Origin of the sequence: Bartonella sp. AP4SXKL (assembly GCF_042195845.1) — a bacterium.
Taxonomy (GTDB): domain Bacteria; phylum Pseudomonadota; class Alphaproteobacteria; order Rhizobiales; family Rhizobiaceae; genus Bartonella.
In genome coordinates this window covers 1-26,095 of sequence record NZ_JBHIPA010000001.1, presented here as the reverse complement: position 1 = coordinate 26,095, position 26,095 = coordinate 1, and the positions used below count along the sequence as shown (strand labels likewise).

24 protein-coding genes and 1 pseudogene are annotated in these 26,095 nt (G+C 38.1%); 11 read left to right on the top strand and 14 right to left on the bottom strand.

Going from position 1 to position 26,095, the window contains the following annotated elements; genetic code table 11:
• Positions 1 to 502 precede the first annotated feature (502 nt).
• From ACFIMI_RS00125 to ACFIMI_RS00115, 3 genes are all read right to left on the bottom strand, one after another.
• Entirely contained in the window at positions 503 to 655 is a 153-nt protein-coding gene (locus tag ACFIMI_RS00125) for a DUF1127 domain-containing protein (RefSeq protein WP_273790070.1), read from the bottom strand.
• A 346-nt stretch (positions 656 to 1,001) separates the two neighbouring features.
• Positions 1,002 to 2,621: a bifunctional phosphoribosylaminoimidazolecarboxamide formyltransferase/IMP cyclohydrolase gene (gene purH / locus ACFIMI_RS00120; protein WP_375638442.1), complete on the bottom strand. Its 1,620-nt coding sequence runs from the start codon at positions 2,619 to 2,621 to the stop codon at positions 1,002 to 1,004.
• A gap of 553 nt (positions 2,622 to 3,174) precedes the next feature.
• Positions 3,175 to 3,957 (bottom strand): SURF1 family protein, encoded by a 783-nt coding sequence (locus ACFIMI_RS00115; protein ID WP_375612234.1) that lies wholly within the window; start codon positions 3,955 to 3,957, stop codon positions 3,175 to 3,177.
• 296 nt (positions 3,958 to 4,253) lie between these two features.
• Between ACFIMI_RS00115 and rpmB the strand changes: the two genes are divergently transcribed.
• The 3 genes and pseudogenes from rpmB to ACFIMI_RS00100 form a co-directional block, all read left to right on the top strand.
• The gene (gene rpmB / locus ACFIMI_RS00110) at positions 4,254 to 4,571 is read left to right on the top strand and encodes a 50S ribosomal protein L28 (protein WP_375612235.1); all 318 of its coding nucleotides are present in this window, start codon (positions 4,254 to 4,256) and stop codon (positions 4,569 to 4,571) included.
• A gap of 120 nt (positions 4,572 to 4,691) precedes the next feature.
• On the top strand, positions 4,692 to 5,375 hold the full coding sequence (locus ACFIMI_RS00105; protein ID WP_375612236.1) for a VUT family protein: 684 nt from the start codon (positions 4,692 to 4,694) through the stop codon (positions 5,373 to 5,375).
• Positions 5,376 to 6,537: 1,162 nt separating this feature from the next.
• Positions 6,538 to 6,684 (top strand): annotated as a pseudogene (locus ACFIMI_RS00100) (HaeIII family restriction endonuclease); the annotation flags it as partial.
• 49 nt (positions 6,685 to 6,733) lie between these two features.
• Here ACFIMI_RS00100 and cobT read toward each other — a convergent pair.
• The 3 genes from cobT to ACFIMI_RS00085 all read right to left on the bottom strand — a co-directional run bounded on the left by cobT (position 6,734) and on the right by ACFIMI_RS00085 (position 10,447).
• The gene (gene cobT, locus ACFIMI_RS00095) at positions 6,734 to 8,629 is read right to left on the bottom strand and encodes a cobaltochelatase subunit CobT (protein WP_375612237.1); all 1,896 of its coding nucleotides are present in this window, start codon (positions 8,627 to 8,629) and stop codon (positions 6,734 to 6,736) included.
• A 14-nt stretch (positions 8,630 to 8,643) separates the two neighbouring features.
• A complete protein-coding gene (gene cobS, locus ACFIMI_RS00090; protein WP_375612717.1) occupies positions 8,644 to 9,624 on the bottom strand; it encodes a cobaltochelatase subunit CobS in 981 nt (326 codons plus the stop codon).
• Between the two features lie 202 nt (positions 9,625 to 9,826).
• The gene (locus tag ACFIMI_RS00085; RefSeq protein ID WP_375612239.1) at positions 9,827 to 10,447 is read right to left on the bottom strand and encodes a J domain-containing protein; all 621 of its coding nucleotides are present in this window, start codon (positions 10,445 to 10,447) and stop codon (positions 9,827 to 9,829) included.
• Between the two features lie 124 nt (positions 10,448 to 10,571).
• On the opposite strand from ACFIMI_RS00085, the gene ACFIMI_RS00080 reads away from it, so the two are divergent.
• Complete coding sequence (locus tag ACFIMI_RS00080) at positions 10,572 to 10,844, top strand: BolA family protein (protein ID WP_375612716.1); 273 nt, start codon at positions 10,572 to 10,574, stop codon at positions 10,842 to 10,844.
• Between the two features lie 18 nt (positions 10,845 to 10,862).
• Here ACFIMI_RS00080 and ACFIMI_RS00075 read toward each other — a convergent pair whose 3' ends face one another.
• Both ACFIMI_RS00075 and ACFIMI_RS00070 read right to left on the bottom strand, forming a co-directional pair.
• Complete coding sequence (locus tag ACFIMI_RS00075; protein WP_375692162.1) at positions 10,863 to 11,831, bottom strand: tyrosine recombinase XerC; 969 nt, start codon at positions 11,829 to 11,831, stop codon at positions 10,863 to 10,865.
• 3 nt (positions 11,832 to 11,834) lie between these two features.
• A complete protein-coding gene (locus ACFIMI_RS00070) occupies positions 11,835 to 12,656 on the bottom strand; it encodes a SapC family protein (protein WP_375612242.1) in 822 nt (273 codons plus the stop codon).
• 132 nt (positions 12,657 to 12,788) lie between these two features.
• On the opposite strand from ACFIMI_RS00070, the gene rimM reads away from it, so the two are divergent.
• The 7 genes from rimM (at position 12,789) to ACFIMI_RS00035 (ending at position 18,926) form a co-directional block, all read left to right on the top strand.
• The gene (rimM, locus tag ACFIMI_RS00065; protein ID WP_375618306.1) at positions 12,789 to 13,346 is read left to right on the top strand and encodes a ribosome maturation factor RimM; all 558 of its coding nucleotides are present in this window, start codon (positions 12,789 to 12,791) and stop codon (positions 13,344 to 13,346) included.
• Positions 13,347 to 13,630: 284 nt separating this feature from the next.
• A complete protein-coding gene (gene trmD / locus ACFIMI_RS00060) occupies positions 13,631 to 14,329 on the top strand; it encodes a tRNA (guanosine(37)-N1)-methyltransferase TrmD (protein WP_375612244.1) in 699 nt (232 codons plus the stop codon).
• A 209-nt stretch (positions 14,330 to 14,538) separates the two neighbouring features.
• Complete coding sequence (rplS, locus tag ACFIMI_RS00055) at positions 14,539 to 14,979, top strand: 50S ribosomal protein L19 (protein WP_375612245.1); 441 nt, start codon at positions 14,539 to 14,541, stop codon at positions 14,977 to 14,979.
• 495 nt (positions 14,980 to 15,474) lie between these two features.
• Positions 15,475 to 15,876 carry a succinate dehydrogenase, cytochrome b556 subunit gene (gene sdhC, locus ACFIMI_RS00050; RefSeq protein ID WP_375606014.1) on the top strand — a complete coding sequence of 134 codons (402 nt, stop codon included), beginning with the start codon at positions 15,475 to 15,477 and terminating at the stop codon, positions 15,874 to 15,876.
• Between the two features lie 18 nt (positions 15,877 to 15,894).
• Positions 15,895 to 16,281, top strand: a complete 387-nt coding sequence (gene sdhD, locus ACFIMI_RS00045; RefSeq protein WP_375612246.1) for a succinate dehydrogenase, hydrophobic membrane anchor protein — start codon at positions 15,895 to 15,897, stop codon at positions 16,279 to 16,281.
• Between the two features lie 6 nt (positions 16,282 to 16,287).
• Entirely contained in the window at positions 16,288 to 18,132 is a 1,845-nt protein-coding gene (gene sdhA, locus ACFIMI_RS00040; protein WP_375620955.1) for a succinate dehydrogenase flavoprotein subunit, read from the top strand.
• A gap of 14 nt (positions 18,133 to 18,146) precedes the next feature.
• On the top strand, positions 18,147 to 18,926 hold the full coding sequence (locus ACFIMI_RS00035; protein ID WP_005774220.1) for a succinate dehydrogenase iron-sulfur subunit: 780 nt from the start codon (positions 18,147 to 18,149) through the stop codon (positions 18,924 to 18,926).
• Between the two features lie 1,893 nt (positions 18,927 to 20,819).
• Here the strand turns inward: ACFIMI_RS00035 and ACFIMI_RS00030 are convergent.
• The 6 genes from ACFIMI_RS00030 to ACFIMI_RS00005 form a co-directional block, all read right to left on the bottom strand.
• The gene (locus ACFIMI_RS00030; protein ID WP_375692160.1) at positions 20,820 to 21,095 is read right to left on the bottom strand and encodes a hypothetical protein; all 276 of its coding nucleotides are present in this window, start codon (positions 21,093 to 21,095) and stop codon (positions 20,820 to 20,822) included.
• 1,160 nt (positions 21,096 to 22,255) lie between these two features.
• On the bottom strand, positions 22,256 to 23,317 hold the full coding sequence (virB11, locus tag ACFIMI_RS00025) for a P-type DNA transfer ATPase VirB11 (RefSeq protein WP_375612249.1): 1,062 nt from the start codon (positions 23,315 to 23,317) through the stop codon (positions 22,256 to 22,258).
• Positions 23,292 to 24,449, bottom strand: coding sequence for a type IV secretion system protein VirB10 (virB10, locus tag ACFIMI_RS00020; RefSeq protein WP_375606219.1), 1,158 nt, complete (start codon positions 24,447 to 24,449; stop codon positions 23,292 to 23,294). The genes virB11 and virB10 overlap by 26 nt, the downstream gene beginning before the upstream one ends.
• Positions 24,449 to 25,255, bottom strand: coding sequence for a P-type conjugative transfer protein VirB9 (virB9, locus tag ACFIMI_RS00015; RefSeq protein ID WP_375606008.1), 807 nt, complete (start codon positions 25,253 to 25,255; stop codon positions 24,449 to 24,451). The genes virB10 and virB9 overlap by 1 nt, the downstream gene beginning before the upstream one ends.
• Positions 25,256 to 25,268: 13 nt before the next feature.
• Complete coding sequence (locus ACFIMI_RS00010; RefSeq protein WP_375606007.1) at positions 25,269 to 25,970, bottom strand: virB8 family protein; 702 nt, start codon at positions 25,968 to 25,970, stop codon at positions 25,269 to 25,271.
• Positions 25,967 to 26,095 (bottom strand): TrwH protein (locus ACFIMI_RS00005; protein WP_375654308.1); only part of this gene is annotated, 129 nt, incomplete at its 5' end. The genes ACFIMI_RS00005 and ACFIMI_RS00010, both read right to left, overlap by 4 nt.

The following is a 26,095-nucleotide window of genomic DNA, read 5'->3' as shown; positions in this document are numbered from 1 at the left end:
AAGCTATTTTGCGACGATGCCCGTGATGGGTATAACGGTAAATCCATTAAGCCCCCCCCATCTTTATGCTTATGAAGGAGCAGTTCGGCACTATCACACTATTGATCAGTGCCCAATGTTTGTAACAAGCTCTTGGCACTAGAGATAGTTCATAAGAGGCATTTTTAGCCTTTTCTTAATAGCTTTTATCCATACAGCTCTCCCCGCGCTTGTAACGTGCAGGCGAATGGTTTTGGTTGATTCAACATACACAGATTTGAAATGGAAGAATTTTACGGTATTCGGGGTTCTAATTTAATATGAATAACGCTAAATTATTATTACAAATCAAATGTTGTACATCACAGAAGCATTGAAAATTCGAGAAACAATACATAACAATGGCCGAGAAAAATAACTCTTCTGCTCTTTGTTATTATACTAAAAATGAAGTTATAATAACAAACCACAAAATGCGCGCTTTTTTATAGCAAAGCATTCTCTCAAATATCTTAAACAATTTTCATAAAGATTTACGCGAATAACGTCGTGCAATTGAATCAATATCACCTCGACAAATTCCAAGATCACTAAGTTCATATGTTGAAAGACGACTTAACGCATTAACGGTTCGACGATAACGGCGCCAATTACTATAAAAACGTAGAATATTCATATCCCCTACTCAAACTTTTCATTACACTCTTTAGTTTAAGAATAGAGTATATTACTAAAAAGAGTTGTGTTATAATATCATAGCAGGTATGCATCTACATACAAGATAATGTCCCTTTAACATTTTCCTCATGCGAAAGGGTAACCATTAAAAATATCAACAAGAACATCTTATCCCTAACCAATGGCTAAATTATGTGCATTTTCTGCGGTGATAAACTTCTTCACGTGTAGCTTCTTTGGATTGAATAACTGCTTCCATTTCAACAGTTATCAATAGTCATACGATAATTATGAAAAATTCCTTGAAACATTTGTCTCATACGAAAAGAAAAGCAGCAAAATTATTAATGGCGGAAGTGACGTGTTCCTGTAAAAACCATCGCTAACCCCTGTGCATCAGCAGCGGCGATAACTTCTTCATCACGCATGGAGCCTCCTGGTTGAATAACTGCTGTTGCTCCTGCTTCAGCTGCTGCTAATAAACCATCAGCAAAAGGAAAAAATGCATCTGATGCAACAACAGATCCTTTTGTGAGAGTTTCTGTTAAGCCTGCTCTTTGCGCACTTTCTGCTGCTTTACTTGCAGCAATTTTTGCTGAATCGATGCGGCTCATTTGTCCGGCTCCAATTCCAACTGTTGCGCTATTTTTCGCGTACACAATAGCATTTGATTTAACGTGCTTTGCTACACGAAAAGCAAATTGAAGATCACGCATTTCATCTTGAGTTGGTGCCCGCTTTGTCACTACTTGCAATTTAAGATCATCGACTACCACGTTATCACGTGATTGTACTAAAATGCCTCCTGCAAGTGTTTTCGCAAGAAGTCCTCCACAGCGTGGATCAGGAACTCCACCTGTAATGAGCAAACGAAGATTTTTTTTCTTGGCAATAATTTCACGTGCCGCCATTGTGGCATCAGGAGCAATAATCACTTCTGTGAAAATTTTAACAATTTCTTCAGCACATTCCTCATCAAGGGTTTGATTTAAAGCAACAATTCCACCAAATGCCGATACATTATCACACATAAGAGCTTTCAAATAAGCGTCTTTCAAATTTTCTCCTTCCGCAACACCACAAGGATTGGCATGTTTAATAAGAGCGACAGCAGCGGTTTTTTGCGGATCAAATTCTGCCACAAGTTCAAAGGCTGCATCTGTATCATTCAGATTGTTATAAGAAAGCGCTTTGCCTTGTAAAAGTTTTGCTGTTGCAATACCAAAACGTTTTTCATTATTGCGATAAAATGCTGCCTGTTGATGTGGATTTTCCCCATAGCGCATAACACTTTCAAGATGACCGGAAAAACTCTGCCATGATGGAGTTTCAATTTTTAAATCCCGTGCAAACCACGATGCTATTGCCGTATCATAGGCAGCGGTGTGTGCATAAGCGCGCATTGCTAGCTGATGACGCATAGATAAGCTTAAACATCCATTATGCTGCTTTAATTCAGCTAGAATCGAATCATAATCTTTTATCGCTGTTACAACACCGGTATAAGCATAATTTTTTGCCGCAGCGCGAATCATCGCCGGTCCACCGATATCAATATTTTCAAGAGTCGTTTGCCCATCAGCTCCCGAAAGGATCGTCTCTTCAAAAGGGTAAAGATTCACCACTAAAAGATCAATTCCATGAATGCTGTTCTTTTCCATAGCTTCCCTATGGTTAGGATCTTCTCTTACCCCTAACAAAGCACCATGAATCAAAGGATGGAGTGTTTTTACACGCCCATCCATTATTTCAGGAAATCCGGTAACTTCAGCAACATCTTTTACGGGTAAACCAGCTGCTATGAGGGTTTTTGCTGTTCCTCCTGTTGAAATTAATTCAACATTGTAAGTAGCATGAAGGGCTTGTGCAAAAGCAACCACACCCGTTTTATCAGACACAGAAAAGAGAACACGACGAACCCGATGAAGATCAGGTATGGGAAAATTTTTGGCAACAACACCCATAACAGAAGCCTTAAAAATGAAAGAGTTAAAATTCTAGTAAAACACGCTTATACGTTTATAGCATAAGCCTTTAGCAAAATACACTGAAAGGATAAACTGTCTTTTTAGAATATAGGATGATTCACCTTTTTCTATTATCCTGTAAAAACCTCTCATTTGAGGTGTGGTGATAGGTATAAAAGTCTCATTGAGACATTAAATATTTTTTTGTTGCTTATAACTCAATATCTCATCTTCATAGCAGTTTTGAAACAAAAAATGCATCCGTATGTTCTCTGCTATATTAGCCTTTATACTAGATGAAGGCGAAAGTATTGCGTATATCAATTGGAGTAATCTCTGAAATGGGAAATAATCTAATGAAGCAAGAATATAAAATTATAAAGGCAAAAATGAGTGCTCATCTTTCCTATCATTTTTAAATTTAACTTTATATTTTTCAAAAGCGTTTATGACGATATTTAACAAAGGCGCAAGTTGGTAGATTTTATTCTCTTTATCAGTTTTCAAGATTCTAAAAATTTTTGTTACTTGAGATGGAAGAGGTATTTTTTTAGTTTTTTTGCCGTAGCAGAAAAAGAAAACCTCCTAACACACCAGCAGCTAAAATAAACCACGTGATTGCATAAACGAGATGATTATTTCGAAAATGGATAATCGTAAGACCAACGACGGGAAGTTTTGCTTGTGGAGATGTTTTTCTGGCATCAATGAAATAAGGGGCAACAGTGGACAAACCAAGTTTTTGTGCCATAGCGGGGAGATCGCGCGTATACCATAAATTTTTGTCAGGATTATTTTTACGCGGGAAAAATCCATTTTTTTCACTCATGCGTAATAAACCTATAATCGTTGTTTGTTCTGTGTCCGTGGTAGAATTTTGCTGAGATAAGGCATTTGTATGCGATTGCTCTGTGTTTTGAAAATTGTTACGTTCATCCATAGGGATAAAGCCACGGTTGATAAAGATCAGTATATTATCAGCAGTTTGTAAGGGAGTCAAAACCCAATAGCCTGTAGTATTTTGAGCGGCAGCAGTGACTAAAATATTTTTATCTGTTAAAAATTTTCCTGTGATAATAACAGGTTGATATTCATATTTTTCAAAAGTAACATCTGACCATTGATTTTTTGGAGGGGCTTTTATGGGGGGTAAATGAATGCGCTGATTGGTACTGGTGATAAGATTTGTTTTCCAGTTTAACCGTTGTACTTGCCATATACCTAATGCACTGAAGAGAAGAAAAAAACAAATACATAAAGTTCCAAATAAAAAAGAAGAAAAACGGCAAGAATTTCCCTGAAGCTTTGTCATGGGGGGGTCTTTTTTGCTCATGATTTGTGCTTCCTTTCGGGACAATAGGCTTTTATTCTAACATGGTATATATTAAAAGAAACATTTTGTACGCTTTTTGGCAGAATTTGCACGCCTTATTGAGGAAAAAGATGAAAAATGAGCCAACAAGAGATGAAAAAGGTTTTATAAAAGACTTGACCTTTTGTTGTCGACCCCCTATTAGAAAGAAACTTCCCAATGATGCCCGTTCAAGGTTGCATTGCGCGTGTTTTGCGTTCATTGTGTCCTTTGGGTATGGGGATTTGAAAGTTTCTTAGAGTTTAAGGGTGAAGTTTATGTCTCGTGCATGTGAATTGACAGGGAAGACGGTTCTGTATGGTAATAATGTTAGCCATGCGAATAATAAGACTCGGCGTCGTTTTTTACCAAATCTTTGCAATGTGACATTGATTTCAGAGGTGTTACAGCAAAGTTATCGCTTGCGTATTTCAGCAAATGCATTGCGTTCTGTTGAGCACCGCGGTGGTCTTGATGGTTTTTTGATTAAAGCAGACGATAAAGAGTTGTCGCAACGTGCGCGTTTGCTAAAACGCCAAATCATTAAGAAAAAAGCTGAGCAAGAAGGTGAGCAAAAGGCTGAACAGGCAGCATAATTGTTAGCGCCATTCTTTTTGGTTTATTAATGCTTTGATTTCGGTTTTCTGTTCTAGAAGTTAAGTTTTTTGCAGGTTGATCGTTTCATTTTATTGGTTCCATATCCCAGGTTAAAAAAAATGTCTTCAAGCGGTCTTTTATTAGAACAGCAAAAGAAAAGGTATGTTGTTTTTTCTATTTTTGCAATGTGCCTTGCTGTCACGGCTTCTAATATTTTAGTTCAATATCCTGTCTATTGGTTTGATTTGAATGAGCTGTTGACTTACGGGGCTTTTACCTATCCATTTGCTTTTCTAATCAATGATTTGACCAATCGTTTTTATGGTCCATCTGCTGCGCGGCGTGTGGTTTATGCTGGTTTTTTTACGGGTGTCTTTGTTTCTTGGATATTGGCGACACCACGGCTTGCACTTGCTTCTAGTTTTGCATTTTTATTTGGGCAACTCCTTGATATTGTGGTTTTTACTCCTTTGCGACGTAAAACATGGTGGAAAGCACCTTTAGCAGCAGCGTTGGTTGGTTCAGCTTTGGATACAGTGCTGTTTTTTGCTCTTGCTTTTTCTAGCTCGTTTGCTGTTTTTGATAAGATAACAGGGTATGCAGATAGTTCACTGGTGGAGAGTACTGTTTTGGGAGGGATAGGCATGCCAGTTTGGCTATCGCTTGCTTTTGGTGATTTTTCGGTAAAAATTATTATGAGTCTGTTGATGTTGATTCCTTATGGGACAATTCTTAACATCGTAAAGCTTCCTCTTTATCAATGTCATTCAAAAGATGATTCCTCTTTTGTTTGTCACAAATAAGGATTTTTGTCTTTTTGTTTTCCTGAAGCCAAGAAAATTGTACGCTATGCTTGGTGTGACACGTTAGTTATAATGGATACTTTATCATTTACCAACTTAAGTAAGAACTCCAACACAAAACGCTTTTTTATTTCAAAATTCTCTTGTGAGGAAAAGATAAAGTCATTTGTTTGAGAAGGGGCTAAATATGCTTTTACAAATGATTCAATGTGACAGAAATTGCAACTGATGTTTATTAATAGATTGATTTAAAATGATAACTTATATTTTTCATTTGAGTGAAAGAGCCCAATATCATAAAATTTTACGCGTTTTAAATACTCTTATATTGAGTTAATAAAAATCATTTGCTTGCCTATGTTATAAGAGGAATTGGCGTGCGGACAACGTCATTTGAGAAAGAAATACTTCTTATGAAGAGCTTTAATGCAATAAAAGTGCAATATTAGGCGCTGAAAGTATATTGATTTATCTTAAAAACATTGGAAACTTGAAAGTAGGATTCTGCTTTTGGCTTGTAGCTTGTAAAGTAAAGGATGATTCTGGATTTTGCATTATGCCATATATGGGCGCTGTTGTGAAATAAGCTTGGAAGCAAGGAAGAATGTAGGAGTGCGGATAAGATATATAATGGTGTGTTCTTTTTCGTGAATGAAGTAATATTTTTTTTCGTGTTTTTCTTATATTTTATGTGAGTAAAGATTTTTTCTTTTATCCATGAGATGGGAGCTTATGTTGATAGATCACCCGTGGTGAGTACTGTTTTGGGAAGGTTAGGGGACAGGTTGGCTTTCGCTTGCTTTAGCAATTTTTGCCGAAAAATTGCTATGAATCCATTTATGCCGATTCTTTTATAAAGAAATTCTTAGTGTTTAAAATATCCTCTTTTTTTGCGTATAATAAATACAACTTTTATCTTTTTGTATTACTGAAGGTGGAAGTTTAGGCATTATATTTTCTGTGAGAGCAGCATTTTAGAGCTATGTCTAGTGGAGATATTTTTCTATATACGTGTATTTCAATATAATGAAATAACACAAGATCGAGACAAAAATGGGTGATTATTCAGTCTTTGAATTTGAATGGTACTCTGGGATATGGTCGTAAATGGAAAGTTCTAAGCAAAACTTTATCAGTCGCAATATAACCAGAAAGTAAAAACAAACTCATTACAATTTTTGAAGATGGTTGGAGCATTTCTTTTAGAGCTCATAATGCATCCAGTAAAGTAGAAGCTTCTTTAAAATTCGATATTCAATTTGTGGGATTATCTTCTCAGGTTGTTAGCCATCAAATTCCGATGGTTTAATGATAGAGATAATTTTTTAAAATGTAATCGTTGCTAATTCAAGGCAGGTTCATTTCTTATGAATATGAGTTCTTTTATCACTAAAAAGTATTTCTAATTGTTTTGTTATGGCGTCGGCGAGTTCTTCAGCATTCATAATTGTTACAGCACGTTGATAATAACGTGTGACGTCATGACCAATTCCAATGGCAATGAGTTCGATAGGGGAGTGTGTTTGGATTTCTTGAATCACTGCGCGTAAGTGTTTTTCTAAATAATTGCTGGAGTTGACCGATAGTGTCGAATCGTCAACAGGAGCGCCATCAGAAATGACCATGAGGATGCGACGTTGTTCACGCCGTGATAAAAGGCGTTGATGAGCCCAAATTAAAGCTTCTCCGTCGATATTTTCTTTTAATAATCCTTCTTGCATCATCAAACCTAAATTGCGTCGTGCGCGACGCCATGGGGTATCAGCACTTTTATAGATGATATGGCATAAATCATTGAGGCGTCCAGGATTATGGAGTTTGTTTTGGGTAAGCCATTGTTCGCGCGATTTTCCCCCTTTCCAAGTTTTGGTGGTAAAACCTAAAATTTCAACTTTGACACCACAACGTTCAAGAGTTTGTGCCAAAATATCAGCACAACTTGCAGCAACGCTAATGGGGCGTCCGCGCATTGAGCCAGAATTATCAATGAGGAGTGAAACAACTGTGTCCCGAAATTGGGTGTTGCTTTCCATTTTAAAAGAAAGGGGTTGCATGGGGTCAATAATTAGACGTGGAAGCCGTGTTGTATCAAGATATCCTTCTTCAAGGTCAAAGTTCCAGTTGCGATTTTGTTGCGCCATCAAGCGGCGCTGGAGACGGTTTGCTAAACGTCCAACGATGTTTTGCAGATGATTGATTTGCTTATCAAGATAACGGCGTAAGTGATCTAACTCGTTTTCAGAACAAAAATCTGTTGCTTCCAAAATTTCATCAAATTGACGGGTGAAGATTTTATAATTGCCAAGTCTTTGCATTTGTTCCGAATCAGAAAAAAGGTGTTTGGGTTTGCTCGGCTTTTCTTGCCAAGGTCCATTTTTTTGCTCGCCGTCAGCTTGATCATTGTTGTTTGATTGTGTCGCTTGTGTTTTTCCATCATCTTGCACATCACTTTCTTGTTCAGTGCTGGTTTGTTCTTCACTTTGAGCGTGTTTTTTGTTTTTACTCTCTTCTTCTCTTTGGTCTTGAGGTTCACACGCATTTTTTAATTTTTTATTGTTTTCACTGTTAGAAGCTTCAGCTTGTTGCACTGTCATTTTGAGTGTAACAAGCATTTGGCGAACAATCTGTGCAAAAGCTTGTTGGTTGTAAATATGATGTGGGAGTTCATTGAGTTGTGATGCTGCTTTTTGTTCGAGTTCTTTACGCCACAATTCTAAGACAGAACCCGCTTCTCTTGGAGCTGCGCGCTTTGTTATTTTTTCACGCAATAAAAGTGCAATCGCTTCTTGGATGGGGGCTTCACTTTGGTTGCTAATTTTATGATAATGGGCTCTTTTGTATTTATCGGCGAGCATGACATCAAGATTTTTTGCAAGTCCCTCCATGGCTAAAGTACCAATTGCTTCAACACGTGTTTGTTCGAGGGCATCAAAGACAGCACGTGCTTCTGATTCTAGTGGAGAAAATTGCATGTGAATGCGGTTGTCATGCCATGCTTTGCGCAGAGCCATGGAATCACCTAGTCCGCGGGTAATAGTGATGTCTTTATTCGTTGCGTATTGAGGTAATTCTGGTAAACGCGCGCAACTTTCGCTTAAAGATGGTCGGTTATGACTAAAGGAAACTTCAAGGTTGTTTGTGCCTGCAATCGCACGCATACAGGCGGAAAGTGCTTTTTTAAAAGCTTCAGCATTAAGAGTGTTGTTGGAAGAATCTTTTGCCGGATTTTTGTTGTCGCCAATATCGGTAGCCATGAGTGACAGATTCCTTAAGGCGAAACACCATGAATGAGTGATTCGGGAAGCTCTTGTCCAAAGGCGCGTTGATAAAATTCTGCAACAGTGGCACGTTCGAGTTCATCACATTTATTGAGAAAGGTTAATCGGAAGGCAAAGCCGACATCTTGAAAAATTGTTGTATTTTCTGCCCAAGTAATGACGGTACGTGGACTCATGACAGTTGAAAGATCTCCATTGATAAAAGATTGGCGTACCATATCAGCAACATGAACCATTTGTGAAATTGTCTTTTTTCCCTCAGCCGTTTGAAAAGATTTGACCTTTGAACAAATGATATTAACCTCTTTATCATGGGGTAAATAATTGAGTATCGTAACAATAGACCAGCGGTCCATTTGAGCTTGATTGATCTGTTGGGTACCATGATAGAGACCGGTTGTATCACCAAGACCAATGGTGTTTGCCGTTGCAAAAAGACGAAATGCTGGGTGTGGAGAGATGACACGGCTTTGATCAAGTAAGCTTAGTTTTCCAGAGGTTTCAAGAACGCGTTGGATGACAAACATAACATCGGGACGCCCCGCATCATATTCGTCGAAAACAAGAGCAATATTATTTTGATAAGCCCATGGCAAAATGCCCTCTTTAAATTCAGTGATTTGTAAGCCATCTTTTAAAACGATAGCATCTTTTCCTACAAGATCGATACGACTTACATGACTATCGAGATTAATGCGAAGACAAGGCCAGTTAAGACGTGCAGCAACTTGTTCAATATGCGTTGATTTCCCTGTACCGTGATAGCCAGAAACCATTACACGGCGGTTAAAGGTAAAACCTGCGAGAATCGCTAAAGTTGTTTGCTGATCAAAAAGATAATCAGGATCGATATCAGGAACATGGGGACTTTTTGTGCTAAAAGCAGGGACTTTCAGATCTGTTTCAATATGAAATAGATCGCGAGCACAAAGTGTAATATCGGGCAAATTTTCAACGGTAAGATTTGTCATTATGTTTCTGGAAGGGAGAGGACGCTATTTATTCATTAGAAACGATACAAGAGTTAAAGTATTTATGCAATGCTCTATAATGAGAGCCTTAGATATTGAAGAAAGATTTTTTTACGTATTCTATAATGTTTTGCAAAAAAAGTAACATTTTGCGCAAATAATGATGGTCTAAATGAAAATAGACTCATATAAGCGCATGTTTTCAGCACAAACCAGACTTTTTTAGCAAATTGTAAGCATGTAAAACATCACGAAAGCGCTCTTCTGAAGCACGATTACCACCATTGGAATCAGGATGGTGCTTTTTTACCAACTCTTTATATTTCATTTTGATGTCTTCTGCTGAAGCGTTTGCCTGTAGTCCCAGTGTATCAAAAGCTTTTGCTTCTAAGGGCTTTAATTTTCGTGAGAACTTATTGTTTGAATGCTGCCCAGTAAAAAGCGTGAAGGGATCGCGCATGCGATTTTGATAGGCAGCTGTTCCAGAGCGAATCTTTGCATAATTCGCGGCTGTTTTTTTCGATGTACCATTGCTCAGATCTGTAGGCCATGTCGGACGATGTCCTGTGAGAGCATCCTTTTGAAATTTTGCGATATCTTTATTGCTAAGACCAGAGAAGTAATTAAAATTTTTATTATAGGCGCGTACGTGTTCAATACAAAAATATAAATATTGTCCTTCGTGATTTCGACCTGCTGGTGCTTTATGGGACCCTGTTTTTTCACAACCTTCCCACTGACACTGTTGTGCTTCTGGCTCAGCTTTTTGTTTTTTATTTGAGCTTATGCGAATTGAATCGAATAATTTAGATGTTATTGTCATATTATTGGTTTATGCAAAATTGATTAATTTTACAAGAATTGACTTTTGAAAAATTTGTTTTCACACTTATTCTATTATGAAAAAGGTGTATTTTTGCACGTTCATTTTGTTTGAGGAATGAAAAATGTTTATAGAAACAATAATTCAGAGAAAGCTTCAGGATGCTTTTCATCCGCAAAAGCTTGAAGTGATTAACGAAAGTCATCTTCATGAGGGGCATCCTCATAATGAACATGCTTTTGATGGTAAAGGAGAAACACATTTTCGAGTGAAAATTTTATCTTCTTCTTTTTCTAATATGACACGCGTAGAAATACATCGAGCGATTTATAAAGTTTTACAAGAAGAGTTAGCTACTTGTGTTCATGCTTTGGCACTTGAGGTTGAAACACTCTAATTTTTTGATGAGACGTTTTTAGGAACGGGGATGGGCCTTTTGATAGATTTTTAACAAATGGTCTGTATCGACGTGGGTATAGATTTGTGTGGTGGAAAGACTAGCGTGCCCAAGAAGTTCTTGAATCGTGCGCAAATCTCCCCCCCGTGATAAAAGATGGGTGGCAAAAGAATGGCGCAGTGTATGAGGCGTTGCAGTTTCTGGTAAACCAAGGCTTGCACGTAAATTACGGACAGCTTTTTGAATAATGGCAGGCTGTAGGGGACCGCCTCGCGCCCCACGAAATATGGGTTGGTTATCCAATAAAGGATATGGGCAACATTTGAGATAATTTTGTACAGCTTCGTAAACAATTTTGATGAGAGGAACAAGGCGTGTTTTGCCGCCTTTTCCTGTTATAAATAAACTTGTTTTTTTAGGATCAGAAAATTGTTCTGGTGTGAGGCTTAAGGCTTCTGATATTCGCATTCCACAGCCATAAAGAAGCATGAGGACAGCAGCATTACGAGCGCTAATCCAAGATTCATTTTCCAGTTGATTTTCTTGTTTGACTATGTGAAGTGCTGATTTTATCGCTAAAGGTTTTGGGAGCAATTTGGGGTGTTTGGGGCTTCGGATAAGTTGAGCCGCGGGAACATTGACGATTCCTTCACGTGATAAGTATTTGAAAAAAGAACGGATGCCTGCCACCCCTCGGCTTAAAGAGCGCGCACTTATATTGTTTGTACGCCGATAAGCAAGATAAGCACGCAAGTCACTGATGCGTAAATGAGCAAGATCTGTAAGGGTTGGTGTATGGCTTAAGTGTTGACAGAGAAAAGACAAAAATTGCCGCGTATCACGTTCATAGGCTTGCACTGTTTGTGCTGACATACGACGTGTTTGGGTAAGACACTCTAACCAATTTTTCCTTGCGTTTAAAATTGCATGGTCTGCTGGAATGAGAGGAATATTTTCATCTTTTCTCTTGTCGTTTTTGATGGGCATTATCTAGTTGAGAGTTTCTTTCTTTTTAGATTTTTCATCGTTAGAATGACCATTCTTGTTTTGGGGTTGCTCTTCACGATTGATAAGTTGCTTTTCACCTTTGAGAGAGAGTATTTTCACAAGATTGTGTGTTGACATCAAATGCGCAAAAATTAATCCTAAAAAGCCATTTTTATGAAGTTTGGCAAGTTGGCTTGCTGATAATTTATTCAATTTTTCTTCATCAACAACCCAAAAATGTTCCAATTGCGCTGAGAGACCTTTATCGTTTTTCACATTGATGGATTTTTGGCTTAGAAGATCCATTTCTACAAGAGCATCAATAAACTCAGAGGTTTTCTCCATAGCGATTTTAAAACTTTCAAGAAAGCGAATACGTTCTTCCATAAAAGGAGAAATAGAGCCATCGGAATTAAAAAGTTCTGTTCCTGCAACTTCATTAAACATACCGGACTGTTGATCAAAGCAGACAGAAAGTTCTTTTTCATTGCTAATTTGTGCCAAAACAAAAGGATAGCGACGGACAAAAGCTGGAACATAAGTATTGTTTTTCCAACTTTTATCAGAAGCGATATAGTCATTTTCGTCATTAGAAAGACCGACAAGAGCTGCGGATGTGTAGTGCCGTTTTTTTTGTTCATCTTCGGCGCACATAAATAAAATAGGATAGTCTAGCGCTGCTTGAAAATATTCAGTACTTGCTAAAGGAACCCAATGAGTATCCTTGGCAAAAGACATATCAGTTGGAGGAGCAAATTTTAGATTTTTATGGGAAATTTTGTTGATTGGTGTGATATCTTTGTAAAATAGCATAATATTTGCCATAAGACTTTCTCCTTTATTAATTTGTTTTTTGTTACCAAGAAAGGTCTTTTAGAAGATTGTCTCATATGGCAACAAGATTGAATAGAAAACTATAAGATTGAAGGGTTCATTTTTGAGAGATAATATTTTTGCATGAAGTATAATAAAGAAAAGCTTAAAAATAAAGTCTATCTTGCCATTATTGGTATGCCTCATGGTATAAAAGGAGATGTTTTTGTTAAAATTCTAAGTGCTGAGCCACAGCGTTTCAAGTTTTACAGCACTCTTTATGATGATATGGGGCGTTCTTATGAAATTGTAACTCTTCGCATACAAAAAAATAAGGCGATTGTACGTTTTAAAGGGGTAGAAAATCGTAATGCGGCTGAGTCTTTAAAAGGGATTCGCCTTTATGTGACGCGTGATCAATTAATTGATGATTTGATGGAGGATGAGTTTTATCAAGTCGATTTAATAGGCTTGTGTGTCCAAGATTGTGGGGGGAAAATCTTAGGTGAAGTGTGTGGTTTTTTTAATTTCGGGGCTGGTGATTTGCTTGAAATACGTTTGAATACAGGTAAAAGAGTTCTTATTCCCTTTAGTAAGGCGGCGGTACCAGAAATTTGTATGGATTCTGGTTTTCTTGTTGTTGATCCCATGGCCGCTGGTTTAATTGATGGGGGAGACAATGATAAAAAGGAAATAGCTTGAATCTAAAAATAAAGATGAAGGTAAAAAACAACAGATGAATTTCGTCAATAAAAAGTGGAATGTGTGAAAATATTAAAAATGCTCTTTTGAGCAGATATTGTAAGCACTTTATCTCGAAATAGTCCTGAATTTTTAGAGTCTTTTTTAGTGCAAGTATTTAGAAGGATCGTATTGAATATGGCGCAGATCAAGAAGACTCAGATTAACGCTATGGCGTTAAAAGTCTTGTTTGTGCTATTTTTGCTATTAAGAGTCTGTTTAAGAAAATAAGGATAAGAAATAAAATGAAATTTCAGGCGCGCGTTTTAACCCTTTATCCTGAAATGTTTCCTGGTTTTTTAGGGTATTCTTTAGCAGGGCAAGCTTTAGAGCGTGGAATTTGGTCACTGGAGACGGTACAGATTAGGGATTTTGCTTTAGACAAACACCATAGCGTTGATGATAAACCTGCTGGTGGGGGAGCTGGTATGGTAATGCGGGCGGATGTATTGGCGGCTGCTCTTGACTGCTGTCCACAGGATTCGCCAAGATTGTTGATGAGTCCACGTGGGCGTCCTTTTGACCAAGCTTACGCGCATAGCTTGGCTCGTGATACGGGTGTAACGTTAGTTTGTGGACGTTTTGAAGGGGTTGATGAGCGAGTCATAGAGGCACGAGAACTAGAAGAAGTCTCTATTGGTGATTATATTCTTTCAGGGGGTGAAACAGCTGCATTGGTTATCTTAGATGCTATTATACGTCTTCTGCCTGGAGTGATGGGGAATGCAGCTTCTGCAAGGTGTGAAAGTTTTGAAAATGACTTGCTGGAACATCCGCAATATACCCGCCCTTCTCTTTTCGAAGGGCGGGGTATTCCGCCTGTATTGCTCTCAGGTCATCACAAAGCGATCGCAGATTGGCGTCAAAGCCAAGCCGAATTGTTAACACGTCAACGTCGCCCTGATCTTTATGCGCGTTATAATAAAAATCATCAGAAAACTTGATTCATATGATAAGGTGGTGTATTGCATGGCTCTCTTTTTAGAGAGTTTTTTATAAAAGGTTTTCTGTAGTTCCAAAATTAAAATGAAGGAATGGTGTATTCGCTCCTGTGTAAGACATAGCCTAAAGAGCTCCTTATTCTTAATAAAGGCTTTTTTGGTAAGAGTTGAGCGCTCTGACTGTTCGATAAAGAACATGAAGGATAAAAGAAATGAATATTATCGCACAGCTTGAAGCTGAACAATGTGCAAAAATTGAAGAAAAGCGCCAATTTCCAGCATTTCAGCCAGGAGATACAGTCCGTGTTATGGTGCGTGTGACAGAAGGTACACGGACGCGTGTTCAGGCTTATGAAGGTGTCTGTATTGCGCGTTCAGGCGGTGGGTTGAATGAGACCTTTACAGTACGCAAGATTTCTTATGGTGAAGGGGTGGAGAGGGTATTTCCTGTTTATTCTCCTTTGATTGAAGGTGTTGAGCTGGTGCGCCGTGGTAAAGTGCGCCGTGCAAAACTCTATTATCTACGTGGCTTGAGAGGTAAAGCTGCACGTATAGCTGAAAAGAGAGATTATCGGAAAAAAGCTGAAAAGGTTGTTGAGAAAGTAGAAGCAGCATCTGTCAGCACAGATGTTGAAAAGCAAGTTTCTGAGTAAAGATTATATCGGTTAAACTTTATGCAAAAGCGGCTTTTATGCCGCTTATTTGTGTCTTTCTTGATTCGTTTTGCCTTTTAAAAGGCTTGGAGTGGACATAAAAATGTTCAATCTATCAATTTTTCCTCTTTTTATTCTTAATTATGGGTGCAGTTTAAGAGACTATTGCGTATATCGTGAATACTCAAAAGGATAAGTTTAATCTGAAAAAATGTCTGTTTATATTTGGAAAAGATTTTAGACCTTTGACGTGAAGATAAAAGTGTATTAGATTAAGGCGAGTTTTGCGGATCATATCCAGGGAGTAATCGGTTTTTTTATGCGTGACCTTTAATCCGTTATTTGAGACAACCGACCTGTAATATCGGTATCTTGAGATGCCAAACAAGTAAAAACGAGAGAGTATGTTTAGTCGTTTTGCGCGAACTTTCTCGTTCATTGCGGTTGCAAAAACCAGGTCAGGATATTTTATGATAAACCAGGTCAGGATATTTTATGATAGAGACAACTAGGATAAAAGAGCGCCCTCGTTCCCCTCATATAAGTATTTATCGTTGGACAATTACTATGGCCATGTCCATTGCACACCGCATTACGGGTATGGCACTTTATGTTGGAACGGTTTTTCTTGCTGTTTGGTTAATTGCTATTGCGTGTGGCGAGGAGACATTTAGAACAGTTTACGAAATTTATAGTTCTTGGTTTGGATTGTGTATTTTGTTTCTTTATACTTTGGCAGGGGTTCATCACATGGTTGGTGGTGTTCGCCACATTGTTTGGGATCTGAAGCCTTGCCTTTTGGCAAAAGAAAAGGCAACAGTCACTGCTTGGGCGACAGTGTTTATTTCTCTTATTGTTACTTTTGCGATTTGGATTATTGGATATACCGTTGTTTAGCTGGGGGTGAAAAGAGACATGAAAAAAGATTTTCGAACGGAACTTGGAAAAGTACGGGGGCGTGGCAGTGCTCATGAAGGAACAGAGCATTTTTGGCTAGAACGTTTGACGGGGTTTATCAATCTACCACTTTTGATATTTTTTATTGTTCTTATTCTTTCGCTTGTGGGAAAGGATTATAGTATTGTGCGTGCAAGACTTGCACATCCTATTGTTGCTATTTTGATGGGATTGATGACTTTTTCGGTCCTTTATCATATGAAACTTGGTATGCAGGTAGTGATTGAAGATTATATTCCACGTGAAGGTTTTCGGATATTCTTTTTGACGTTAAATATTTTATTTTGTTTTCTCATAGGTGGTATCATTATTTTTTCTCTTTTGAAAATTGCATTAGGGGGTTAAACAAGTATGGCGGGTACAGGATCATCTCTGGGTGCTAAAGCAGGTAACGCCCCTTATCGCACTGTAGATCATAAATTTGATGTTGTTGTTGTTGGGGCAGGTGGTGCAGGATTACGTGCGACACTGGGTATGGCAGAACAAGGATTAAAGACAGCTTGTATTACGAAGGTTTTTCCAACGCGCTCACATACGGTTGCAGCACAAGGGGGAATTGCTGCATCGCTTTCAAATATGGGACCTGACAATTGGCAGTGGCATTTATATGATACCGTGAAAGGTTCTGATTGGTTGGGCGATACCGATGCAATGGAATATTTGGTGCGTAATGCTCCTGCTGCTGTGTATGAATTAGAACATTATGGCGTTCCTTTTTCGCGAACGCAAGAAGGCAAAATTTATCAGCGTCCTTTTGGTGGACATACGACACAATTTGGTGAAGGTCCGCCTGTTCAGCGTACTTGCGCAGCAGCTGACCGTACAGGCCATGCCATTTTGCATACGCTTTATGGACAAAGCTTAAAGCATAATGCGCAATTTTTTATTGAATATTTTGCACTCGATCTCATCATGACGGATGGGGTTTGTACGGGGGTTGTGGCATGGAATCTCGATGATGGTACAATACATCGTTTTTCTGCCAAAATGGTTGTTCTTGCAACCGGTGGTTATGGACGCGCTTATTTTTCTGCGACATCGGCGCATACCTGTACGGGTGATGGTGGTGGAATGATCGCACGTGCTGGATTGCCACTTCAGGATATGGAGTTTGTGCAATTCCATCCGACAGGGATTTACGGTTCTGGCTGCTTAATTACAGAAGGAGCTCGTGGTGAAGGAGGCTATTTAATCAATTCTGAAGGTGAACGCTTTATGGAGCGTTATGCACCTTCCTTTAAGGATTTGGCTTCACGTGACTTGGTTTCGCGTTGTATCACACTTGAAATTCGTGAAGGGCGTGGCGTTGGACCTAAGAAGGATCATATTCATTTGGTTCTCAATCATATTGATCCTGCAATCTTGCATGAGCGTTTACCAGGGATTTCAGAATCAGCACGGATATTTGCAGGGGTGGATGTAACAAAAGAGCCTATCCCCATCTTGCCAACGGTTCATTATAATATGGGTGGGATTCCTACCAATTACTACGGGGAAGTTCTCAATCCAACGGCTGATTCGCCTGATCGTATTCAACCAGGGCTGATGGCGGTAGGAGAAGCAGGATGTGCTTCTGTTCATGGAGCTAACCGCTTGGGGTCAAATTCATTAATTGATCTTGTGGTGTTTGGTCGTGCTGCTGCCATTCGCGCGGGTGAAGTTATTGATCGGAATGCAGAAATTCCACCCATCAATGAAGAAGCTGTTGACGAAATTATAGCGCGTTTTGATCGTTTACGTTTTGCACAAGGGGCAATACCAACAGCTGTATTGCGTGAAAAAATGCAACGCACGATGCAAGAAGACGCAGCAGTCTTCCGTACAGAAGATTCTTTGAAACAGGGATGTCAACGGATGAATAAAATCTGGGGGGAATTGTCGGATCTCAAAGTCACAGATCGTTCTCTGATATGGAATTCTGATTTGGTTGAAACATTAGAGCTTGAAAATCTTATGGCGAATGCAATCATGACTGTTCATTCTGCCGAAGCACGTTCAGAAAGCCGTGGCGCTCACGCTCGTGAAGATTATCCAGAGCGTGATGATAAAAACTGGCGTAAACATACGATTTCACATTTGTCAAAAGAGGGTAAGGTGACATTATCATATCGACCTGTCCATGTGGACCCGTTAACATCTGAAGCTGATGGTGGGATCGATTTAAAGCGCATTGCACCTAAAAAACGGGTTTATTAAGGGGAGAATGAAATATGGTACAAATTAAGCTTCCCAAAAATTCTCAAGTAAAACCGGGAAAGGTTTGGCCTAAACCTGAAGGTGCTACAAAGCTGACGGAATTTCACGTGTATCGTTGGTCGCCTGATGATGAGGAAAATCCTCATTTAGATACTTATTATGTGGATCGTTCTGCTTGTGGTCCTATGATTCTTGATGGGCTTTTGTTTATTAAAAACCATATTGATCCAACTTTGACACTTCGTCGATCATGCCGTGAAGGCATCTGTGGTTCATGTGCGATGAATATTGATGGAACCAATACATTAGCTTGTACCAAAGGGATGGATGATGTAAAACATCCCATTAAGGTCTATCCGTTGCCTTCCATGCCGGTTGTTAAAGATTTGGTTCCTGATTTAAAGCGTTTTTATGCACAACACCGAGTCATTGAGCCTTGGTTGCAAACAGTTTCTCCTGAACCTGCAAAAGAATGGTTACAAAGTCACTCCGATCGCCAAAAAATCGATGGCCTTTATGAATGTATTTTGTGTGCGTGTTGTCAGACTTCATGTCCAAGTTATTGGTGGAACGGTGATCGTTATTTGGGGCCCGCTGTTTTGCTTCAAGCTTATCGCTGGATTGCGGATTCACGTGATGAGATGTGTGGTGAACGTCTTGATAATTTAGAAGATCCTTTCCGCCTTTATCGTTGCCATACGATTATGAATTGTGCGCAAACTTGTCCAAAGGGATTAAATCCAGCGAAAGCGATTGCTGAAATTAAAAAACTCATGGTTGAACGCCGCCTTTGAAAATTTACTGATTGATCAAAATAAAGCGTAAGGTGGAAAAAATTGTATCTCCTTTTAGCAATTAAATCTCTAAAAGAAGATCGGCTGCTTATGAGGGTGCAGTAGCTATAATCATTCTAAAAGTGAAGTAATCCCTAAAAAATTAAGCAATCCTTGTAGAAGCAATCCTTGCAATGGCTGAGCAGAAAACTCATAGTTGAATATTATCTTTGAAATTTGACCGATTAACGAACAGTAAAAAGAAAAATAGAAAATTGTGCATGTTTTTGTGCCTCTTTGAGGCTTAATCTCTAAAAATTTATTGGCTTCTATGAGGCGGTTAGTATAGTTATTATTGCCTTTAAAAAGGCATTAGTCTTTCGAGTAAACTATACTTTAAATAGCGTTCTATGTAAAAACAATAAAATCAATATGCCATGTGTTTTTATTTTTATTAAATTCGCATCATAATTTATACTTTGATGCAGATTTAAGTAATCATTTTTTATAAAAAATGATTACTCTGTATAAATATAGCACAAAAATAAATGCTGATACAAATATTATAACGCATGTAAATTATCTAAATGAAATACAAAGGAGTGATCATTATGACAATTCGTCATTTTACGACACATTTATTGTAATATCGAAAACATTGCTAATATTCAAGGATTAGGAATTTTTGATAATATCATTATATATTTAAAGGTCATATTTTTTATTTTAAAGATTGGATTGTTAATCGCATTAAAAAACAAAATTTATAGTTCTCAAAAAATGGAGAACGTAAAATCCTTCTCTATTGTAGAGATAGATTATATAGTTAAGGGGGTAGTAATTTAAAAATATTGTAACATCATAGATTTAAATTCACTAAAGAGCAAATAAGACGTTTTTAAAAAATATCAAATTTATAGTTTTTTCTAAAAATTTAGAAAAGGCTAGTGAGAATTCTAAGAACACGTGTTGCGAATGTGGTACAAGGGATGTTTATAGGTTCGTTTGAGTTGAATGAATTCAATCATCAAAGAAAACATGTTGTATTTTTATGAGTTTCGTGGGTTTTTATTTTATATGTTTTTATCTATAAAAAATAGAGATTTCTAGATTTAGGTCTTATTTATTATGTTAGGGGATTTCATTTTTTCTTGTATATATGCTGAAGAAAGTTATTTAAGCAGTAAAAGTGTTTTTTATTTTATTTTTTAGCATAAAAGATATTTCTTAACATGAAAGAGAGGTGTCCAAGTATTAACGGTATAATCAGCCATTGTTTTGGTATTTATTCTGTTGTGCTGTAAAACACTATCTTATTTAGGATGTGGTAATTAGAGTGGTTAGAAGGTGAAATCTGCTAGGTGAGGGGGCGGATTGTTTGCAGATCAGTGGCGTGTTAAGAGGCTTCGTCCTTTGAGGTGTGATAGGTGGAGTCTGTTAGCCAATTACGTAAACTAGAGCGAAATCTACGTGGACAGGTTTTTAGTCTAATCTCTCTTATATATTGTGATAGGAAATTCACATTAATAAGGACTACGACCGGTTACAGAAAACAGAAATCATTGCGAAAAAACAAGCGTGCTTATTTTAAAATTTTTAATATTTGTGATCATAATGGCATGTGAAATCTCCTGTAGTATCACGCAGACCGTTCGTATTCTCGAGCCAAGAATTGTTCATATATCCTCTTCAATCTGATCTTCACGAATTGATGCAAGAGATGGGTACGAACACCTGTAAGAATAAGCAGATGCAAAGCCAGTTGTATCATTATTGTTGCTTTGCAGAGTGTTTGATAAAAATCTGGAACATTTCTCCAATTCATTGCCGGTTTATTAATGACTTTATGGCGTTGTTTTTCTAAAAGAGCTTTTGCTGTTGCAGCTTTTACTTATCAAATGGGAGTTAAGAGTATTATGTATCTCTGTTGACGTAATCTTTGAAAGTTGCTATACAGCCGCCTAATTTGAGGAGAATATGAAGCTGTAAAGGTGCAAACCAGTTTCCATTTTTAGCATCATTTTTTAATTCTGCTTTACGACTTTCAAAAGCATTTAGAGTAATGTCTTTTAAATAATAGAGATTACGCATTGCTTCACGCTTTTGTTTCTCTCGTTCTTTAATAAGATCAAAACCCTTATGTAAAACAGAACGCCCCGAACCAAATACACTTTGCTTGTCAATTTGCACGCTTGTTTTTAAGAAACCTTTCTTTAAGGTGCCTAAGCTTATTTCACTACAGAGTTCGTGGATGGTATAATGGTAAAGCCCCGATGAATAATATAAAATTTATAGAGCATCTCCATTTTTACACTTCATAAAAGAACAAGTTGGGCGCCATTAGACACTTTGCAAACTCCCAATGTTGTGACAATTTTTGGCATTTTGGATGGTTTATAAAAGGCATTTTTAGTGCTTTTTTGTACAGTTTCATTCTATACGGCTTTATTTACTTATAATGTGCAAGAGACATGGTTTTGGTTAATAAACAGCTTTGAAATGAGAGAATCCTACGGTACTAAGATCTTTTATCCAACACGCAAAATAATGAACACTCTTTATAAGACAATGTGATGCATCTTAAGAAGAGTGATTGTAGATCTGTTCTTTTAGGAATTTTTGCTTTTTGTGGTGCAGAGAAGAGAGCAGGAATATTCAGAGTAGAGCTTACCTTATGTAGTCTATGGATATCATCTTTAGGAGAGGGACATAAGCCACGTGATATGGTTAGCAAAGCTTTCTTAAGAGAAATTTGGTTGTTTACGAACAACTGGAGGTTAAGAATCTTTCTTCGTCCGAAGAAGACGTCGTATATACTACTATACTTTTTATTACCAAATAGAACGTGGTTTATGGATGCTAAATCGAAATGATAATTTATTTCGTATGAGGTTTTCCGTATTTGGAGATTGTTTGGTTAAAAAACATATTTATTAATCACTTGAAAATAGCGCTTAGAATTTTTAAACGGTAAGTTTTGGTCTTGATGACGATAATTATTTGTGATGATCGAAAGTACCTATTTTACGAAGCTTTCATTGATAGGCGAATCAAAATTTATTCTTTTCTTTTGTTTAAATATTTATTTTGCAGCTATTTTTTCTTTTTTGCATCAAAGATACTTTTTCAAAAGGTAAATGGAAAGAATGATCAAAGGCAAGAGAATAAAGAGAACCTTATGTATAATTTGGTTTTCTCGTAGAGTTGTTGTCTATTAACTTTTTTCCTCATGAAGAGTGTAGAAAATCCATCGGAGAAGCAAAGAGAATAGGAAAAGTTAAATAAATAGCCGTAACAATTAGTTACGGCTATTTTTGTTTGCTTCATATTACCGAGAGAGGAAGCTCCCCTTAAGCGATTTTTGATTTAGCAAAAATCGGGTCGTAAAAGACTTCAGAGAGTTTTCTATCTTTAAAGAACAACACTACGTCAACTGTTGTATAGAGAACGATTTTTATCATTTCTAACTCGAGTTGCCGGCCAATTTCTGATCTTTTAATCAAGGTGGCACATCGCTCAAATGTCTGCAAAGCGCTGTTAGCATGCGTTGTTGTAATCGATCCGGGATGACCAGTGTTGAGCGAATTGAGATATTCCCATGCTTCATTGCCTCGCAATTCAGCGAGAAAAATTCTGTCAGGCGACTGACGCATACACGCATCTAGGCATTCTTCAGCTGAAACACGGCCTACATTGTTACCATAAATCATATGTACATGATTGGGATGATTGGGTAGAAAAAGCTCATGAACATCTTCAATTGTGATAATACGCTCCTCTACAGGGACCTTTTCAATTAAAGAGCGAGCAAATGTTGTTTTACCAGATCCTGTTTTGCCTGCAATAATAATGTTGCGTTTGTGAAGGACGCATTCTTCCAAAAATTCAAGAATTTTTCCCTCACGTTTACTTTGTAAGAGTTGAACTTCAAATGGTTCCAACCGTGTGAAGTCCTGCCTCGATAACAAGTTATTGGCTTCTTTTGCTGAAGGCTTATTAAAACTTACATCAGAAAAATCGTCAAATGCCCCTTCTTCTTTGAGTTCTTCTAACGTTTTAACTATGAGAGAATGTTTACGAATTACAAAGGAAAGAGCACCATCAACAACAGCTGGTGTTTGTATAATTGTACCACGTTGTCCACCAGGCAAGAGCACATAATTAATACTTCTGGGAGCCATACCGTTATAAACGATAATAGCTGTAATAAGCGTTTGCAAAAAAGTGGTTGTTAACTCTGGTACGCTGTGTAGTTGCCAACCCTTAAAGCTTTTCGTCCATACTTCACAGGGGCGGCAAATCGATAATTCAGTGATCGTGGGATCTTCTAAAAAACAATCAAGCGGTTGCAGAAGCTGAAAAACTGCTTGATCTTTTTGTATCGGGTTAACGTGTGACGAGACTGTAGACATCGCTGAAATCCAGATCACGAGCAACAAAAATATTTACTCGTTCGCCTTGGTTTTTGTAAAGTGTTGGTGTGATATTGATGGAATTTTGAAGAACATCGATTGCTATAGATTCAGCATTCTGAGCTCCTTTATTTTGTGAGTTATCTTTATTTTCTTTGCTGCTTTTACCAACTTTTCCTCTTACCCATTCTCCTAAATCACCGATAATGCTTACCATAATTGCACTACCAAATCGTTCCCAAAAATGTCTGTCAACCCAGCCACCAATACCCGCTTCACCCAGAGGACCTGTGCCTGGTGAGTCAAGATTGACAACAACACCAGAAGGCGTTTCAATGCGTAACCATTGCACAAACACGCGCGTTTGTCCTTGTTGTATGCCACTTTGGTAAAAACCAACAACTTTAGAACCACGGTCAAGCAAAACAACACGTCCACTCGTGGAATAAATATCGCGTGTTAAATGACACGTCGTCATTCCGGGTTGTGATGTAATGATTTTTGTTTCTAACGTACAATCTATTTGCGTTCCTTGTGTAATCAAAAAGTCACGGTTACGAAGTTGCATCGCATGTGATTGACCTAAACGCACGGGCTGAAGGTTATCAAATAATACGCCATTACCTCTATCATTATTCGATGCTTTATTATTTGTATCTGTAGATCCTTCGCTACCACCGTTGTTAAGGCTAGAACTGAGCATACGTTTGCGTGCTAATTCTTCAGAATCTTGGAGCATATGTGGAGGAATGGCTGTTTGAAGAAGTTTACTCAATGCCGGTGGAATATCCAAGTTTGAATCTTCTGTTTGTGTTGATTTTTCTGCTTCTTCTACAATCTTTGGCTCTTCTATAATCCGAGGGACATAGTTTGGTATAATTTGCTGTACTATTTGTTGTGGTTTTTCTTCCTCAACCTCCACGGTATTACGCATTTTAAAAGCTTTCCAAGTCAAGGCAATCGGTATCGCTACTATGACAATAAGTCCTACCATTAACAATGCACGGGTACCTGGAATTGTTGGACGACGTTCAGAACCTAGTTCGGACCCTCCATAGGTACCTTCAATATGTTTTTGTTCGACGTTGTCCAGTTTTGTACCTTTTCCCTCTCCTTCCTTATTGTCAAACATCATTTTCCTCCTTTATTGATACGATAAACCACCGAAGATACTGTCCCTGTTGTGTTTGGTACGCCATTGGGGTCATAGGCTTCATTAAAAACAGCTAGAGCGCGTTTACCAAGCCGTATAAGCCATTTAGGATTGACCTTATGAACGGCGATAATATCATTAGAACTGCCGATAACGGTGCGTGGTATTAAGCTTTCATTACCTTCAGCATCTACGACATAAATCGATGGCATATCCATGTTAGCGGGAAATTTAAAGTAAGTAATACGCCCATTGTCCCAAGCATTTATCGGAGCAATATCTTGGTGACCACTCATGGTATAACTGAGATTATAGCCGTTGACGCTTTGGTGAAAACCACGTTCAATCGCAAGGCGTCGATTGTTTTCTTCTGACTTTTCATCGTTTGAATCGGGATAATGGAAAGCCAATTCATATGTTGATCCCGCACGGTCATTCCGAAATTGTAGTCGGAATTTATAACTCCGTTTGTCGGTTACAACGATGAGATTGGTATTGGCAAGTTCTGCTTTTGGTTTAATAAAAATATGCCGCCCTTTATGAGCAAAGGCATAGGCTTCAGAATCGCCAAAGGCATGAGTTATGTACTGTTCACCTTCTTCAAGAATAATATGTGTTGCCACACCAAGAACTGTTTCAATTTGAACCACATCGGCTTCGTTATATGTTATATAGCGAATGCGATGATCATATTGTGAATTTGATGGACTTTTGAGCGCCTGAACAGGTACCGTATAAAGAGAAGAAAACGAAGACAATAGAACAACGAACGCAAGTTTTTTCATAACAATCAATTCCTTAATCATTCAACAGTATTTCTGGGTCAGAACGGTAACTTGTTACTTGAAAACCAAGGGGGTTAAGCAATCGATCAGATGATTTCATGGGTGCACCAACATAGGTGTAACCAATTGTTGCAATTTGGTGCTGTTTTGGTCCAGTAGCAGCACCGTTACTGTCAAGTTGCTGAGTCGTAAAACGTACAGTTGCTTGACCGAGTCCATTAGGCTGGATTGATCGTACTTTAACTGTAATACGTGCTTTGTTGGAAAGCACTTTGTCCCGTGCATTTTCTCCATCATAGATTTTATAATATTCTTGTTGAACAGATGCCGCACTTAAAAGTGCTGTTGTGTCATAGTTCAGTTGAATAGTATCGTAGTCGTAAGTTTCGCGGTTAAGCACATATTGATTTAGCCAATATCTATCTACAACTTCACCATAGCTTTCTTCGTGTTCACGCATGATTGAGATAACATCAACTGCACCCGTCGTATTATCAACGCGCAATACTAAGGGAGTTGGAGCTGGTTGAGAAAATCCAACAACTCCACATATCATACCGAATAAGCCAAAAAGACCCACAGTACTCGCAACACGCCATGCCGTTCTGCGCGACCTTATAAATTCATTGATAAGATCACGTTCTAAGCCACGGCTTTCTTCATAATAACTTCTAAGTTGTTCGGCTTTCACTGGTTTTGCTTGTTTTGTTTTCATCTGTCTCCTCGCTTGATTTCGGCAGGGATTGTTTTATTAATGGGCACACGGTTCCTATCATTGGGCTGTTTTAGCTTTGGTGCTAATGCACAAGCCGATAAAAGGTTTGCAATCAAAATTACAAG